This window comes from Halogranum gelatinilyticum (assembly GCF_900103715.1).
In the GTDB taxonomy this organism is placed as follows: Archaea; Halobacteriota; Halobacteria; order Halobacteriales; family Haloferacaceae; genus Halogranum; species Halogranum gelatinilyticum.
Map to the genome: position 1 here is coordinate 455,328 of NZ_FNHL01000002.1, position 15,154 is coordinate 470,481.

Here is a 15,154-nt window from a genome sequence, read left to right on the forward strand (position 1 = left end):
TCGCGGAGACGTTTTAGTCGCTCACTTACCGTCGACGACGTCCAGTGGCTCGAACTCCTCGCCCGTCCAGTGCCATGCGCGAATCGTGTCCTGGCTCGGCGAGACGATACAGTAGACGTAGCCGACCCACGTCGCCTGTGCTCGGTCCGTCGCGCTCGGCTGTGCGGGACTCTCGGGATGGGAGTGATAGAAGCCGACGACGTCGAGTCCACGTGCTTCGACGTCTTCGATAGTGGCCAGCGTCTCCGCGGGGCCGAGTTCGTAAGCCGTCCGTGGATTCTCGGCGACGTTCGCGATCCGGTGGTGTTCGGTCACGTGTTCGATGTCGTCGCCACGGTTGCCGGCGAGGACGCCACAGACCTCTCTCGGACCGTCGGCAACGCCCGAACGGGCGTGAGAGAAGAGTGCCGAGCGAACGGCGGGAGAGAGAACGAGCTTACTCGAAGTCACGGCGCATGGCGATCTCGAACCACGGGCAGAGACGCAGTTGGCGGTACCACCTGGGGTGGTCGTGGAGATGTTCGTAGTCCACCCAGAGCAGACCGGCGATCTCGTCCTCGTCGGGGTCGAGCGTGGTGTCGTCGAGCGTGACCTTCAGCACGGCACAGACCTCCCACTCGACGCCGTCGTTCATGTAGTAGCGTTTGTACTCGAAGCGGTCGGTCAGTTCGACGTCGTCGTACTGGTCGGGCGTGATGCCGAGCTCCTCTTCGAGCCGCTGGCGGGTCGCTTCTTCCTGACTCTGTCCCTCGACGGGGTGGGAGGCGACGGTTCCGTCCCAGCAGGTGTCCCAGAGACGCTTGCTCGGAGCGCGCTGGCCGAGGAGGATTCGGCCCTCGTCGTCGAAGACGAGACACGTGAACGCGCGGTGGCGGATACCGTCACCGGTGTGGGCGTCGAGACGGTTGACCAGCCCTTCCTCGTTGTCGTCGGGGTCGACGGCGATGACGTCCTGTCGGGCGTTCTTGTGAAGCTCGGTCTCCGCGGCGGCCTCCTCCGAGTCGGCCGTCGAAGCGTCGTTCGTACTCATGGGAGATTCATCGGTGAGGGGGGTGAAGGACTCTTCGATGCGGGTTCGGTCGGGACGCCGGCCGCTTACCGGTCCGCGCGAGTCTCTTCGGGTGTGGGCTGGTAGCTCTCGCCGACCGCAAACCGCATCGCGCCCTGCCGCGCATCGGCTTCGAGATGGCGACGCTCGACCATCTCTCCGTCGAGGCTGAACTGCCGCGGTTTCGACGCGTCCACGACGAGATGGGGGACCTTCACTCGCGTGAGATGTGACGCGCCACGTCGGAGGAGCTTGTCCGCGGCCCCCTTCGAGAGGTAGTCGATGGCCGGGACGTCCTCGATGATGACGACGTTCAGCAGGCCGTCCTCCATGTTCGCCTGCCGACGCGCCTCGCCGGGAAACCGTCGGCCGTTGCCGACGAGCAGCATCACTGCCTCGCCCTGCCAGACGGGGTCGCGGTTCTCCCCGGCGCGCACGTCGAGTTGGAGTCCCTCGAACCCGCGGCTGTGTTGCATCGTCGAGAGGACGTAGGCGACGACGCCGAGGCGTTTCTTCAGGTCCGGCCTGGTCCGGGTGCTCGCCTCGGCGGTCAGCCCGCAGACGCAGGAGTTGAGAAAGGGGCGGGGTCGCTCGTCGACGTCCGTCCGGCCGCTCGACGTCCGCACCATTCCCATGTCGAGCCGTCGCTCCCGGCCGGAGTCGAGTACTTTGAAGGCGTGCTCGACGCTGCGGATGCCGACGTTGTCGGCGAAGTCGTTGCCGGTCCCGGCGGGGACCACGCCGAGCGTCGTCCGGCCGAGTCCGTCGGCCTCGTCGACGCCGCGGACGACCTCGTTGAGGGTGCCGTCGCCGCCGCAGGCGACGACGGCCGCTGCTCCCTCCTCGGCCGCTTCGCGGGCGAGTGTCAACGTCTCGCCGGGGGCGGTGCTGTTGCGGACGTCGAAGCCCCGTTTCTCGGCGAGTTCCTTCGCGCGGAGGCTGCGTTTTCGGTCGCCGCTGTGGGGATTGCGGACGAGGACACGAGTCATTGCGCAGTGGACTGAGGGGAAGAACAAAGTCCTACCGCCGAGTGGGTGGGTCGTGTACGCCGTCGACCTCCACAGCCACAGTCGCTTCTTCCACGCCTGGCCGGGCCGAACGACACGCTACGACCCGTTCGGGCTGACGCTCAACACGTTCGCGGCCCGTCTCCGTGGTCTCGACGCGCTCGCCGTGACGAACCACGACTACAGCTACTCCGCGGAGGTCGGCTTCCCCACCATCCCCGGCATCGAGGTCTCGACGGCCGACGGCCACGTCGTCGTTGTCGGTCCCGACCCGCCGACGCGGACGACACCCGGCGAACTGTCCGCCGCCGAGACAGTCGACCGCGCTCACGACCGCGGCTGTGCGGCCATCCTCGCTCACCCCTACCGCAACAGCAACGCCCGCGACTCGGGCGCGGACTTCGACGCGGTCGAGATCAACGGCAAGAACCCCGAACACATCGCCCAGACCAAAGACCTCGCCAAGCGGCTCGGCCTGCCACTCGTCGGCGGCAGCGACGCGCACTACCTCGTCGAGGTGGGGCGCGCCTACACCCGTCTCGACATCGACGAACTGACGCCGACGGCCGTCGCCGACGCTATCCGAGACGGCCGGGTGGCGGCGATGACACACTTCGGCACGCTGGACAAGGTCATCGACCGCGCCTACACAAAGATTCACACCGAGAAGGACTGGCTGGAGACCGAGGAGTCCGACGAGACGGCCGGTGACCGTCGTTGAGAGCGGCGTCAGCGCAACCGGCCGCCCGTGTTCGTCGCTCACGTGCCGACAGAGTCCCCGCGACGTGCAAAAACAAACGAACTTTCATTAGGACAAATATGATTTATACAGGGAGACTGTCTTCTCGACACGATGGTCACAGCGCACGCGGACGTGACACTCCTCGAATCGTACACCGAGATGACGCAGATACTGATGCCGAACGACACGAACAACATGGGCCGGGCACTCGGTGGGTCGATTCTCCACTGGATGGATATCTGTGGAGCGGTCACCGGCCGGAGATTCGCCCACAACCAGGTCGTGACGGCGTCGATGGACCACGTCGACTTCACTGGTGCAATCGACCTCGGCGACATCGTCCGTATCGAGGGATACGTCTTCGACACTGGAGAGACGAGCCTCGATATCAGAGTCGACGTCGTCACGGAGGTCCCCGAGACGGGGGCGCGCCGCGACACAGCGAGTTCGTTCTTCACGTTCGTCGCCATCGACGAAGACGAGCAGCCGACGGCGGTTCCGAACCTCGCCTGCCCGACGTCCGAGGAACGGTCGCTCCGACAGTACGCGCTCGACGAGCGGGCGTCGCGTCGGCGGGAACTGGTCGAGAAAGTCCAGGTCGCAGACGACTGAGCCGTGTTCAGCCGAGCCGTTCGTCCAGAATCAGCCGCGTCTTCGTCCGTTTGACTTCCTCCAACTCGCGGGCCTGCGTGATGAGTTCGTTGACGCCGCGGGTGTCCGCGCAGTCGACGACGAGCACGATGTCCTCCTCGCCGCTGACCTGCCACGCGAAGTCGACCTCTTCCCACTCGGCCATCTCGTCGCAGACGCCGGTCGTGTCGACGTCGACCGCGACGGAGACCTCGATCATCGCCTTGACGTTCCCGGTCCGGGTGGCGACGGTGAACCGTTCGATGACGCCGTCGTCGGTGAGCCGTTCGACACGGTTACGCACCGTGCCCTCGGAGGTGCCGACACGCTCTGCGATCTCCGTGTACGGCGTTCTGGCATCCCGTCGGAGGATGTTCAGGATGCGTCGGTCGAGGTCGTCCATACACGGACGTAACAGCCACCGGTGATAGGGATTACGAAATTCGTAACTCAGCTACGAAAGCAACACTTATGAGTGCGGTTCGATATGTATCTCGTAATGTCGGACGCCTACATCGCACTGGAAGACGGCCGCGTCGTCGAGGCGCGTGGCCGTGTTCCGGGGCGTACACGTGGCGAACTGGTTTTCACAACAGCCTACACGGGCTACGAAGAGAGTCTGACCGACCCTTCCTACGAGGAGCAGGTCCTGACCTTCTCGTACCCGCTCATCGGGAACTACGGCGTCCGAGACGAGCGATTCGAGTCCGACCGTATCCACCCGCGTGCGGCCGTCGCCCGCGAGTTCACCGAAGAGGTCGTCGAATGGCTCGCCAGCGAGGACGTTCCCGCCATCGACCACATCGACACGCGCGACCTCGTGACCTCCATCCGCGAGGAGGGCGCGATGAAGTGCGGTATCGCCGTCGGCGACGGCGTCACGCCCGAGGACGCTCGCGAGGAACTCGCGCAGTGTAAGGGCATGAGCGAACACGTCGATATCGGCAAGCAGGTCTCGGTCGACGAACCCGAGTTCTACGAGGGGAGCGGCGTCGCCGACGTCGCACTCATCGACTGCGGGGCGAAAGGCTCGATCACGTCCTCGCTCGTCGAGCGCGGCGCGGACGTTCACGTCCTGCCCTACGACACGACGGTCTCGGAGGTCGCGGAACTCGACCCGGACATCCTGTTCATCTCGAACGGGCCGGGCGACCCGGCCAACTTCGAGCAGGCCGCGACGCTCGTCGAGGAGTTCGTCGGCGAGATTCCCATCGCGGGCATCTGTCTCGGCCAGCAGGTCGTCGCCCGCGCACTCGGCGGCACCACCGAGAAGATGGCCTTCGGCCACCGCGGCGTCAACCAGCCGGTCCAGGACCTCCAGACGGGCAAGGTCGTCATGACCACCCAGAACCACGGCTACACGGTCGAGGAACCCGGCGACCAGCTGACCGTCACCCAGCGCAACGTCAACGACGACACCGCCGAAGGGCTGGCCAACGAGGAACTGGACGTCATCACGCGGCAGTACCACCCCGAGGCCAACCCCGGCCCGCACGACACCCTCGGTTTCTTCGACGACGTACTCGCGATGGTCGGCTACGAGGGCGACACGACCCACACCGCCGTCGCAGACGACTGAGCGGACGAACGACTGACCACCACCGCCGACTGACCCTCGGCACACCAACCCGGCGCGGCACCACACCACTGTCCTCCACACGTTTTCACCGCCGAGCAGCTGCTCTGTGCTACAGCCGCTCGACGTCTGCCGTTCGCTCGCTCTCGACGTTGCCCGTGTTCCGTGTCTCGGCCGGCTCGAAGAGAATCACGTCGGCCTCGGGCAGCGCGACCGGCCGGTGTTCGACGCCACGCGGGACGACCACGAACTCGCCCTCGGTGAGATGGATGTCCTCGCGCTCGCGGAGTTCGATGCGGAGCTCGCCGCTCGTCACGAAGAACAGTTCGTCAGCGTCATCGTGGTGGTGCCAGACGAACTCGCCGTCGAGTTTGGCGAACTTGACCGCTTGGCCGTTCAACTCGGCGGCGAGTCGCGGCGACCACGTCTCGTCGAAGGAGTCGAACCCGTCGGCGACGTTTACTTTCTCCATACCTCACCGAGGGGCCGGGGAAAGAAAGCTACCGCGACAGCGGCGACAGCCGGTAGAGCGCGCGTGCCCCGCGGAGCGCGCCGGTCTTGGCGAACCGGCCGCCGTAGAGCGCGCCGAGTTTAGCGTAGGAGGCACTCTTGAGCGCGCCGACCTTCGCGTAGTAGCCGCTCTTGCGGGCCGCGCCGATGCCGTAGTGTCTGGTCGAGGCGGCGAGAGGGGTGCGTCGACCTTGTACCTGCGTGTGGCCGTTGCGGATGGCGTCGAGGATCATGTCCGCGTCGACGTTCGCGCGGTGGGTGTCCTCGAAGGTGATGTCGGTGTAGGCGCGGCCGACGAACTGGAGATGGTGGGCGTCACTGGCGGCGACGCTCGGATAGCCGTTGCCGTCGGCGAACCGCTGGGCACGGCGGTTCTTGTAGCCCGTGAAGAGCCACGAGTTGTAGGTCTCGACGGCGTCACAGTCGGTGAGGTTCTTCTTGCGGACGCCGTGGCGACTCCGCTGGAAGGGGTGGGGGACGATGGCGACGCCACCGTGGTCGCGGACCCACTGGACGGTCTCGTCCATCGGCTGGCGGCGAGGAGGCATCTCCTCGACGCCGATGGCCAGCAGATGGCCGTGGGCGGTCGAGACCTCGACGCCCGGGATACCGATGAGGCCGTAGAGCGGGGCCAAGTCGGCGGCGCGGAGGGACTCGTGGATGACGTCGTGGTCCGTGATGACGACCGCGTCCAGCCCGATCTCGGCGGCCTGCTCCAGGATAAGTTCGATGGAGTCGTGGCCGTCGTAGGAAGCGTCGGAGTGGACGTGCGGGTCGATTCGGACGGTCAAATCGTCGGACACGTTCGACCGTAGTTTGGACTCGAAGGGTAAAAGCATGATTGCCCGACTCTCCCGATTCCTTACAAAAACGCACTCCAGGGAACGGTTTTGTACAGTCCGGTGGTAACACGTGTCATGAGCGTACCCGACAACAGGTTCGTCGAAGCGGTCCCGCTCTCAGACCTCCAATCCGAGGGGCGACAGCTCCGCACACTCGACGGCGTCCAGGTCGCCCTCTTCGACCACGAGGGCGAGGTCCGTGCCGTCGACAACCGGTGTCCCCACATGGGCTTTCCGCTGACCGAGGGCAGCGTCGACGACGGGATTCTCACCTGTCACTGGCACCACGCGCGGTTCGAACTCTCCTGCGGCGACACCTTCGACCCGTGGGCCGACGACGTGCAAGCCTACCCGGTCGAGGTCCACGACGGGACCGTCTACGTCGACCCGCATCCCGAACCGGACGAGTCGCCCGAAGAGCACTGGGCCAACCGCCTCGACGTCGGCCTCGAACAGAACCTCCGACTCGTCACCGCGAAGGCGGCCATCGGTCTCGTCGACGCGGATGTCGACCCCGCCGAGCAGGTCGAACGGGGCGTCCTGTTCGGGACGCGCTACCGCGAGGGCGGCTGGAGTTCCGGGCTGACCATCCTGAGTCTGCTCGCCAACGTCCTCGACGACCTCCGTGTGGAGGACAGAAAGCGCGCGCTCTACCAGGGCAACGTCCACGTCGCGTCCGACTGTGCGGGCCAGCCGCCGAAGTTCGACCAAGACGCCTTCGACGCGCGGGACCTCTCGGCAGAGAGATTAAAATCGTGGTTCCGCGACACGGTCGAGGTCCGAGACCCCGACGGCGCGGAGCGCTGTCTCCGCACGGCCATCGCGAACGACTGCTCGCAGTCGGCGTTGGCGGGGATGCTCGTCGCCGCCGCGACGGACCACCGCTACCTCGATACGGGCCACACGATGGACTTCGTCAACAAGGCCTGTGAGGCCCTCGATACCGTCGGCTGGGAGCACGCCGAGCACGTCCTCCCGAGTCTCGTGGAGGGACTGGCCACGGCGGATAGAGCGGAAGAACGCTCTTCGTGGCGACAGCCCGTCGACCTCGCGAGCCGACTCGACGAGACGTTCGCCCGCCTCGACGACCTCGTCGCCGCGGGCGCGGGCGAGGAGTGGACGGAGCCGGACGACTTCACCGACACGCTCCACAGCGACGACTCGGAGGTCGTCGTCACGGCACTCGAAGAAGCCATCTCGGAGGGCGCGACGGTCGAGGAACTCGCGGGAGCCGTCGCCTTCGCCGCGGGCAAGCGCGTCGCACAGTTCGCCACGGCCAACGAGTTCTCCGACTGGAACACCGTCCACCACACCTTCACCTACGCCAACGCGGTCCACCAGTTGAGCCAGCGGACGGACGCGCGGGAGCTGTATCGTGGTGTCTTCGACGCCGCGGTCAACGTCTACCTCGACCGCTTCCTGAACACCCCGCCCGCGCCGCTGCCGGACGCCGGAGAGTCCGACGCCGACGCCGAGCAGCTCTTGGATGACTTGCTGGCGACGTTCGACCGAGAGGGACAGGTCAACGAAGCCGGACGGCTCGCCGCACAGTTCCTCGACGCCGGTGGCGACCCCGGTCGGTTGCGCCAGAAACTGGGGGAGGGCCTGCTGCGCGAGGATGCGGGGTTCCACACCTACCAAGCACTGGAGGCGGGCTTCGCACAGTACGACGAGACCGCGGACCACGAGCGCAAGCGGACGCTCATGGTCGCCGTCGCGCGCTATCTCGCCGCGCACTTCCCGACGCGGCGCGAGCGCGAGCAGACGTTCACGATTGCCGCGCGGTTACAGCGGGGGGAAGCGATTCACGAGGAATGAGTATACGGGTGACGTGCGGTTGTGAGTGATGGTTCGGTCGGCAGCGACACTGTGAACACCTCGAAAGCCCCGGCCCGCTGGACTCGGGGGCCTCGCCGCGCTCCTCGGCCTTCGGCCTGCGGTGCTTGCGTCGGCCGCCTTCGCCCAGCGGGCCGCCCCTTTCTGTCCCACCCGCGACAGCCACACCCTCCCCAGCCGACTGCGCTCCTCAGTCGCTTCGCTCCCTGCGGTGCTCATCCCTCGCGTGCGTGTCACGCGGCCATGGAAGGCCGCGAAGCCACGCGCCACGACCAGTTAACCAAACCACGTGGGATTTTCGAGCTGTCCCCGACTGCACCCCGCGAAGCACCGACAAACGAAACCGACTCTACAAGGAACCAACAGTCCCCGAAGCCGAGAGATGCGGAGACGAAGACCCACTACGAAGCCCTTACCCGCCACCGCACCACACGTCACCGTATGAACGAAGACACGCACGTCGAGTGGCGCGAGTGGGGGCCGGAGGCCTTCGCGGAGGCCGACCGGACCAACAAACCGGTCCTGCTCTCGCTGTCGGCGACGTGGTGTGCCGGCTGTCACGAGATGGACACTGAGACGTACAGCGAACCCCGCATCGCGGCCAACGTCAACGACGGCTTCGTGCCGGTCCGCGTCGACGTCGACCGCCAGCCTCGCGTCCGCGAACGGTACAACATGGGCGGCTTCCCGACGACGGCCTTCCTGACGCCCGAGGGCAAGCTCCTGACGGGCGCGATGTATCTCGGTCCCGACGGGATGCGGCAGGTGCTCGACCGGGTGCGCGAGATGTGGGACGCGAAAGGCAACGAGGCCGGTCGCGTGCCGCGCGCGCTCGCTGGCAACCCGACGCCCGCCGGTGCCGTCACGCCCGCCATCGAGGAGCATCTCGCGGGGCAGTTGGGCGAGAAGTACGACGAGCGGTTCGCCGGCTGGGGCAACGACGCCAAGTTCCCGATGCCCCGAACCGTCGAGTTCGCGCTGAAGCGTGAGCGTGACCAAGCCCTGCGGACCCTCGACGCCGTCCGCGACCATCTGCTCGACGACGTCGCTGGCGGCTTCTTCCGCTACGCGGGCGACCGCGGCTGGGGCGACGTCCACCACGAGAAGCTGCTGGACACCAACGCCGCGCTGGTCCGTGCCTTCGCCAACGCCTACCTCTACACCGGCGAAGACGTCTACCGCGAACCGGCCGAGCAGACCATCGACTACCTCACAGACGAGCTCTGGACGGGGCTGGGCATCGGCGGCAGCCAGGGTCCCGCGGAGGGCAGCGACTACTACCTGCTCGACGCCGACGAGCGCGCGGAGACGACGAAGCCCCGGACTGACCTGACGGTCTTCGCCGGTGGCAACGCGCTGGCCGCCGACGCCTTCCTGACCTACCACGCCTACACCGACGACGAGACGGCCCGCGAGTACGCCCGTCGGCTACTCGACACGCTCCGGACGGATCTGGTCGACGAACACGGGGTCGTCACCCACTTCGCGGGCGACGAGGCCAGCGAGTCGCTCCTGCTCGAAGACCACGCCCGCGTCGTCGCGGCCTTCTGTCGCGCACAGCAGGTGCTCGGCGAGGGTGTCGACGTCGCCCGCGCCGTCGCCGACGCCGCCATCGACGAACTCTACGACGAGGAGTCGTTCCGCGACGGTCCCGCCGAGGGAACGGGGATGCTCGACAAACCTCTCAGACCAATCGACGCCAACGTCGAGATGGCCGACGCGCTCCTCGACCTGGCCGTGCTCACGGGTGACGACGAGTACCGCGAGATCGCCCGCGAGACGATTGGTGCCTTTGCTGGCGCGGCCGACCGCATCGGCGTCCAGGTCGCGAGCTACGGAGCCGTGGCGGGACGGCTCTGCCGCGACCCGCTCGTCGTCGCCGTCGCCGACGAGGTCGGCTCGGACCTCCACCGCGCCGCGCTCCGCATCGCCGACCACGAGAAACTCGTCGTTCCCGAGGCGACGGGCGACGAGTACGAGCGCGGGAAGGCATATCTGCTGGACGGCGACGAGGCGTACGCCGCCGAGACGCCGAGCGAACTGATGGAGACGGTCGCCGAACGCGCGCAGCTCTAACCCCGAGCGGGGAAAACTTTCCAACGGGTGAACGGTGTAAACCGCCGATGCGTTTTTGTCGGTGGCTTTCTATGTACGTCCATGGCAAACCTCCGTGACCTCGGTCTCTCCGAGTACGAGGCTCGCGCCTACCGGGCACTGTTGCGAACCGGCCCGACAACAGCGAAGGAGTTGTCGCGGGCGAGCGACGTCCCGATGGGGCGCGTCTACGACGTTCTCAACAGTCTCGAACAGTACAACCTCGTCCGGAGTCAGGCGGCGAGTCGGCCGAAGAAGTACGTCGCCGTCGAACCCGACACCGCCCTCGACCGCCTCTTGGAGGACAAACACCAGGAGTTAGAGGAGAAAGCCCGCCAGTACGAGGGCATCGTCGACGAGCTCGTTGACGAACTCGACGCCGCCGAGCCGGTTCAGGGGCAGTTCTGGACGGCCGCCGTCGGTCCCGACGAGACGGTCGACCTCCTGCTCGAACGGCTCTCGGCGGCCGACGACCACATCGTCGTCGTCGCCGGCTCTTCGTCCGTGCAGTTCGACCTCGGCGAGGTCGGCGACCTCGTCGTCGAAGAACTCGAAGGCGCGTTGAACCGCGGCGTCGACGTGATGGTTCTGCTCTCGCCGGAGATCGTCGAGACGCTCCCGCCGAGCGTCGGCGAGCGGTATCTGGAGCATTTGGCCGACCATCCGCAGTTCGAAGTGCGGACGAGTCAGACCGTCTCGGGCACGTTCAACCTCATCGACGACACGGAGGTCTGTATCGAGGTGCCGAACCCGCTCGACCCCGGCGAGACGTTCGCGATGATCGACCTCAAGGACCCCGAGTTCGCGACCGACGTCCGCGACGTGTTCGAGCCGCGGTGGGAGACGGCCGACGAGCTCAGGCTGTAAGACTGGAAAAACGCAGTCCTTGTTTTCGTTCGGATTTTCGTTCGGGACGACTTCAGCGACGCATCTCCGAGCGGAGCTGCTGCATCGTGACCTCGCGCTCGGCGTGGGCGTTGTGCTGGTGGATGGACTCGTCGTTCGACTGCTTCATGTGGACGACCGCGTTGTCCGCGAGATGGTCGAACTTCTCAACGGTCATCTCGGCGAGTGACCGAACACAGTCCTCGACGAACTTGGCGTTCGCGTGGGCGTGATAGGTCATGTGGTCCTCGTCGGGTCGCTTGGCGAGGTTGTAGATGCGCGCGCTCATCGAGTCGCGAGCGATGTCGATGACGTCGATGAGGTCGACGTCGGGCGACCCGTCGCTGGTGATCGTGAGTGTTGCGTGGCCGCGCTGGGAGTGTCCCGGCTGGGGGACCTTCTCCAAGAACTCGTCGATGGTTTCCTCGTCGACGTCGAGATCCTGCATCACGTCGCGAGCGCGGGAGGCCGACATCCCCTGCGAGCAGGGACAGACGGTCATGCCGACGACCTCGGCACCGATCTCCTCGCGGGTCCCTTCCTCGGTGGCGGTCGCGCTGGCGATGATCTTCGCCGTGCTCTGCGTCTGGAGTTCGCTGGCGGGGGTGTCCTCGCGGAGGATGAGGTCGGCGGTCATGCGGACCTCGGCGGTGCTGGTGTAGTCGTGCTTGGCGAGGAGCCGCTCTGCGGCCTGTCCACAGAGGTCTTCGACGCGGTAGGTCGGCTCGCTGACGGCGTCTTCGAGGATCTCGTCGACGACCTGCATATTGCGGCTCATGTCGATCCCCTTCCGGCCGCCGGGGAGGTCGACGAAGACCTCGAACTCGGCCATCAGGACGAGCGGCCGCTTGCCGTCGCGGGCGACCTTGACGAGTTTCTCGACGCCTGTGACGCCCACTTGACTGAGTCCGACGGAGACGTCGGGTTTCGTTGCCTGAACGTCAGGCAGCTGGTGACTCATTGTCGAGTTAGTAGGGTGCTCACTGATTATGACTTTCGATAGCGGAACCGCTAGAATATGCGGAATTAGGCCGCCTCAGGGCCAGTCGTCGCGGGTCTCCGTCTCGAAGTGGTCCTCGTCGTCCTCGGCATCACCTGCGAGCGTCCAGCCGGCGGCCTCGGCGGCGTCCTCGACGTGCAGGAACTCCCAGCCGGCGTCCTCGGCGACCTGCTCGTCCTCGTCGGTCGTGCCGACGAAGACGTGTCGGTCGGTGTCGAACTGTCGTTTGACGTTCTCCAGGCTCTCCTCGACGCCGCGCGGTCCCGAGAAGAAGTCCTGGCGGACGCGCTCTTTCCGGGTGAAGTTGGTGACGACGTAGGTCGGTTTCTCGCTGACGACGCCGACGTACTCCGTCCAGCCTCGGGCGTCCTCGAAGACGGCGTTGGGGTCGGCGAGTCCCTTCAGTGCCTCCAGCTCGAACGCGAGCGTCATCGTCCCGCTGTTATCCATGTGCTATTTCTGCGTCGGCCGGCGCAAAACGGCTTCGGTCCGGCCGCTCACACGCTCCGGGCTGACGCCGGAGAGCCGGGACGCGTCGCTCGCAGCGAAGGTGACTGGAGAAACGCGTCGCGTGCCGTTTCGGCGCGCTCGGTAGTTCGTTAGCTCACTCGCAGGTACTCGGTGAAGACCACCACGTCGCAGGTGCGGAGGTCTTCGGGGGCGACGCCCGTAACGGTCCGGTCGCGGACCCATCTCGCCACGTAGTCTTGCGCATCCTCGCTGAGTTCGTCGAAATGTCGGACGCTGGCTCCCGGCTGAACGGTGTCGGTCTGGGCGAGGGTGAGCTCTGCTGGCGAAACGGACTGTGACATACGTTACCAATATTCACATTGAGTGATAAAGGTTACTCTGCCGGAACGGAAGGACGGAGAGAAGTCGAGAGAGACGAGTGAGTTACTGCTCTTGGGCCGGGGCGAGTTCGTCGGGGTCGAACTTCTTCTGCATCAGGACGTCCTTCTGGTCGCCGACGACGCGCTCCTCCTTCATGAGACGCTTGTAGGCACTCTGGGGCGCGAGGTCGCCGATGAGGACGCCGCCGACGATCTTGCCGTCCTTGAGTGCGAGGCGGCGGTACTCGGTGTCGGAGTACTTCTTTTCGACCTCGTCGTCGCCGATGGTCGGATGGCCGAACGAGAGGAACGGGAAGTCGAAGTGAGTAATGGAGTACGAGGAGACCCAGCGGAACTCCGCGGACTCGGGGTCGACCATGTTCTTCGCGGCGATGGTACCCTGCTCCTTCGCACTGCCCCACGAGCCGTTCTGGCCGTACTCGCCGAGGATGGTGTCGTAGAAGCGCGTCAGGTCGCCCGCGGCGTAGATGTCGTCGACGCTGGACTGCATATGCTGGTCGACGACGACGCCGTCGTCCTGCTTGACGCCGGTGCCCTGCAGGATTTCGGTGTTGAAGTTCAGGCCGATGGCGACGCCCGCCCAGTCACACTCGAAGCGGTCGCCGTTCGGGTCGACCGCGGCCGTGACGTGGCCGTCGTCGTCGGTCTCGAAGTGGTCGACACCGCTGCCGAAGACCGGCTCGACGCCGATGTCGCGCATCGCGTTGTGCATGATCTCTGCACCTTCCTCCGAGAGCGCGTAGCGCCACCAGGCGTTACCGCGCATCAGGTACTTGGCCTCGATGTCCTGCGCGCCCGAGATGGCCGCGAGGTCGATGCCGAGCAGGCCGGCACCGACGATGACCGCCTTGTCGCCGGACTCGGCGCTCTCCTTGATGTTGCGGGCATCCTGGAACGTCCAGAAGTGGTGGACACCCTCGGCGTCGCTGTTTTCGACCGGCAGCTGCGTCGGCGTGCCGCCCGTTGCGACGAGCAGCTTGTCGTAGTCGATGACGTCGCCCTGGTGGGTCTCGATGGTATGGGCGTCGGGGTCGATGTTCTTGACGTGGGTGTTCAGGCTCAGCTCCACGTCGCGCTCGTCGTACCACGACTCGTCGTGGATGGAGATGGGCGCTTCGGGGAGTTTGCCCTTGGCGAACTCCTTGATGAGAATCCGGTTGTAGAGGGCTTCGCCCTCGTCAGTGATGACGGTGATGTCGGCGTCGGGTGCCTCCTCACGGAGGGTCTCGGCGGCGGAACTCCCTGCGATCCCATCGCCGATAATCACATACGACTCTGTCATGTGCAGGGGGTTTGTATCCGGGGTTAATGTGGGTTGCTATCTCCATCATTCTTCGTCTGAAAGGGATATAAGGTCATAGCGTACCATTTGGTCGCGCCGAGACCGGTCGACGGCACGGGGCCGCCGTTCGGAGGCATTCTCCCTCCAACAGGCTCCGGCGCGCCTCACCGCGAGCGGCCGGAGGGGTCGATGACACCCGGTAGCGTGGCCTTCAAGACGACGCAATCCTTACGACTTTCCGATGAAACTCCGCCAGAACGTTCGACACTTCGCGTTCAAGCAGGCGCTGACCGCCCCCGTCGTCGGCGACAAGGTCACAGAGAAGCTCGTCGACCTCCACGTCCGCGTCTTCGGCGAGAAGGCCGACGAGGACCGCCGCGAGGAGCGCGAACCGCACATGGAGGCGTTCTTCGACTGCACGTTCGACACCTACGTGTCGGCACTCAACGCTGGCTTCACGGAGGCAGAGGCCCGCGAAATCACCCACATCCAGGCCAACTTCGACTTCTACAACCACGGCTGGACGGAGATGATGGAGTTCCCGGTCGACGAACTCGAAGAGCATTACGAGCGCTACGAGAAGTTCTTCGAGACCCACGGCATCACCATCGAGAAACCGCTCGGCGACTTCGAGAACCGGGAGATTCCGGAGGCTCCGACGACGCTCGAAAAGCTCGACGACCCCGACCATCCCCACGCCGAGGGTGGCTTCGCCGACGACGTCTACGTCGAGGACGACGAGGGTGAGATCCACCGCGGCGGTGCCGACCCCGAAGAGAGTTCCGCCTGAAGCGCGCCGCGCGTCACTCGATTTTCACCGCGCAGTCTTCATTTCCCCCGTTCAATCTTCA

The 15,154-nt window shown here is 65.8% G+C and carries 17 protein-coding genes; 7 read left to right on the forward strand and 10 right to left on the reverse strand.

Translation table 11 applies throughout. From position 1 onward, the window contains the following. Positions 1 to 21: 21 nt before the first annotated feature. From BLR57_RS08885 to BLR57_RS08895, 3 genes are all read right to left on the reverse strand, one after another. Positions 22 to 450, reverse strand: coding sequence for a desampylase (locus tag BLR57_RS08885; protein ID WP_089696896.1), 429 nt, complete (start codon positions 448 to 450; stop codon positions 22 to 24). Next, positions 437 to 1,030, reverse strand: a complete 594-nt coding sequence (locus tag BLR57_RS08890) for an NUDIX hydrolase (protein ID WP_089696899.1) — start codon at positions 1,028 to 1,030, stop codon at positions 437 to 439. The genes BLR57_RS08885 and BLR57_RS08890 overlap by 14 nt, the downstream gene beginning before the upstream one ends. A 65-nt stretch (positions 1,031 to 1,095) precedes the next feature. After that, positions 1,096 to 2,037 (reverse strand): diacylglycerol/lipid kinase family protein, encoded by a 942-nt coding sequence (locus tag BLR57_RS08895; RefSeq protein WP_089696902.1) that lies wholly within the window; start codon positions 2,035 to 2,037, stop codon positions 1,096 to 1,098. Positions 2,038 to 2,089: 52 nt separating this feature from the next. On the opposite strand from BLR57_RS08895, the gene BLR57_RS08900 reads away from it, so the two are divergent. Together BLR57_RS08900 and BLR57_RS08905 are read left to right on the forward strand one after the other, a co-directional pair. Then, positions 2,090 to 2,776, forward strand: coding sequence for a PHP domain-containing protein (locus tag BLR57_RS08900; RefSeq protein WP_089696905.1), 687 nt, complete (start codon positions 2,090 to 2,092; stop codon positions 2,774 to 2,776). 132 nt (positions 2,777 to 2,908) lie between these two features. Further along, a complete protein-coding gene (locus BLR57_RS08905) occupies positions 2,909 to 3,409 on the forward strand; it encodes an acyl-CoA thioesterase (protein WP_089696906.1) in 501 nt (166 codons plus the stop codon). A gap of 7 nt (positions 3,410 to 3,416) precedes the next feature. Here BLR57_RS08905 and BLR57_RS08910 read toward each other — a convergent pair whose 3' ends face one another. Further along, entirely contained in the window at positions 3,417 to 3,830 is a 414-nt protein-coding gene (locus BLR57_RS08910; RefSeq protein ID WP_089696909.1) for an Lrp/AsnC family transcriptional regulator, read from the reverse strand. Between the two features lie 96 nt (positions 3,831 to 3,926). Here BLR57_RS08910 and carA point away from each other — a divergent pair, with 96 nt between their 5' ends. Beyond that, positions 3,927 to 5,006 (forward strand): glutamine-hydrolyzing carbamoyl-phosphate synthase small subunit, encoded by a 1,080-nt coding sequence (carA, locus tag BLR57_RS08915; RefSeq protein ID WP_089696912.1) that lies wholly within the window; start codon positions 3,927 to 3,929, stop codon positions 5,004 to 5,006. 109 nt (positions 5,007 to 5,115) lie between these two features. On the opposite strand, the gene BLR57_RS08920 is transcribed toward carA, so the two are convergent. Next, positions 5,116 to 5,475, reverse strand: coding sequence for a cupin domain-containing protein (locus BLR57_RS08920; RefSeq protein WP_089696915.1), 360 nt, complete (start codon positions 5,473 to 5,475; stop codon positions 5,116 to 5,118). Between the two features lie 28 nt (positions 5,476 to 5,503). Continuing rightward, a complete protein-coding gene (locus tag BLR57_RS08925) occupies positions 5,504 to 6,352 on the reverse strand; it encodes a CehA/McbA family metallohydrolase (protein ID WP_089696918.1) in 849 nt (282 codons plus the stop codon). A 78-nt stretch (positions 6,353 to 6,430) separates the two neighbouring features. Between BLR57_RS08925 and BLR57_RS08930 the strand changes: the two genes are divergently transcribed. The 3 genes from BLR57_RS08930 (at position 6,431) to BLR57_RS08940 (ending at position 11,152) form a co-directional block, all read left to right on the forward strand. Further along, complete coding sequence (locus tag BLR57_RS08930; protein WP_089696921.1) at positions 6,431 to 8,173, forward strand: Rieske (2Fe-2S) protein; 1,743 nt, start codon at positions 6,431 to 6,433, stop codon at positions 8,171 to 8,173. A 459-nt stretch (positions 8,174 to 8,632) separates the two neighbouring features. After that, positions 8,633 to 10,267, forward strand: a complete 1,635-nt coding sequence (locus tag BLR57_RS08935; RefSeq protein ID WP_089696924.1) for a DUF255 domain-containing protein — start codon at positions 8,633 to 8,635, stop codon at positions 10,265 to 10,267. Between the two features lie 81 nt (positions 10,268 to 10,348). Continuing rightward, positions 10,349 to 11,152, forward strand: a complete 804-nt coding sequence (locus BLR57_RS08940) for a TrmB family transcriptional regulator (RefSeq protein ID WP_089696928.1) — start codon at positions 10,349 to 10,351, stop codon at positions 11,150 to 11,152. A 52-nt stretch (positions 11,153 to 11,204) separates the two neighbouring features. Here BLR57_RS08940 and mptA read toward each other — a convergent pair whose 3' ends face one another. The 4 genes from mptA to BLR57_RS08960 all read right to left on the reverse strand — a co-directional run bounded on the left by mptA (position 11,205) and on the right by BLR57_RS08960 (position 14,303). Next, positions 11,205 to 12,131, reverse strand: a complete 927-nt coding sequence (mptA, locus tag BLR57_RS08945; RefSeq protein ID WP_089696931.1) for a GTP cyclohydrolase MptA — start codon at positions 12,129 to 12,131, stop codon at positions 11,205 to 11,207. Between the two features lie 75 nt (positions 12,132 to 12,206). Further along, positions 12,207 to 12,620 (reverse strand): DUF7124 domain-containing protein, encoded by a 414-nt coding sequence (locus BLR57_RS08950; RefSeq protein WP_089696933.1) that lies wholly within the window; start codon positions 12,618 to 12,620, stop codon positions 12,207 to 12,209. A 149-nt stretch (positions 12,621 to 12,769) separates the two neighbouring features. Beyond that, complete coding sequence (locus BLR57_RS08955; RefSeq protein WP_089696936.1) at positions 12,770 to 12,982, reverse strand: DUF7979 domain-containing protein; 213 nt, start codon at positions 12,980 to 12,982, stop codon at positions 12,770 to 12,772. Between the two features lie 82 nt (positions 12,983 to 13,064). Then, complete coding sequence (locus tag BLR57_RS08960; RefSeq protein ID WP_089696940.1) at positions 13,065 to 14,303, reverse strand: NAD(P)/FAD-dependent oxidoreductase; 1,239 nt, start codon at positions 14,301 to 14,303, stop codon at positions 13,065 to 13,067. Between the two features lie 241 nt (positions 14,304 to 14,544). Here BLR57_RS08960 and BLR57_RS08965 point away from each other — a divergent pair, with 241 nt between their 5' ends. Continuing rightward, entirely contained in the window at positions 14,545 to 15,093 is a 549-nt protein-coding gene (locus tag BLR57_RS08965) for a DUF6149 family protein (protein ID WP_089696942.1), read from the forward strand. Positions 15,094 to 15,154: the final 61 nt, after the last annotated feature.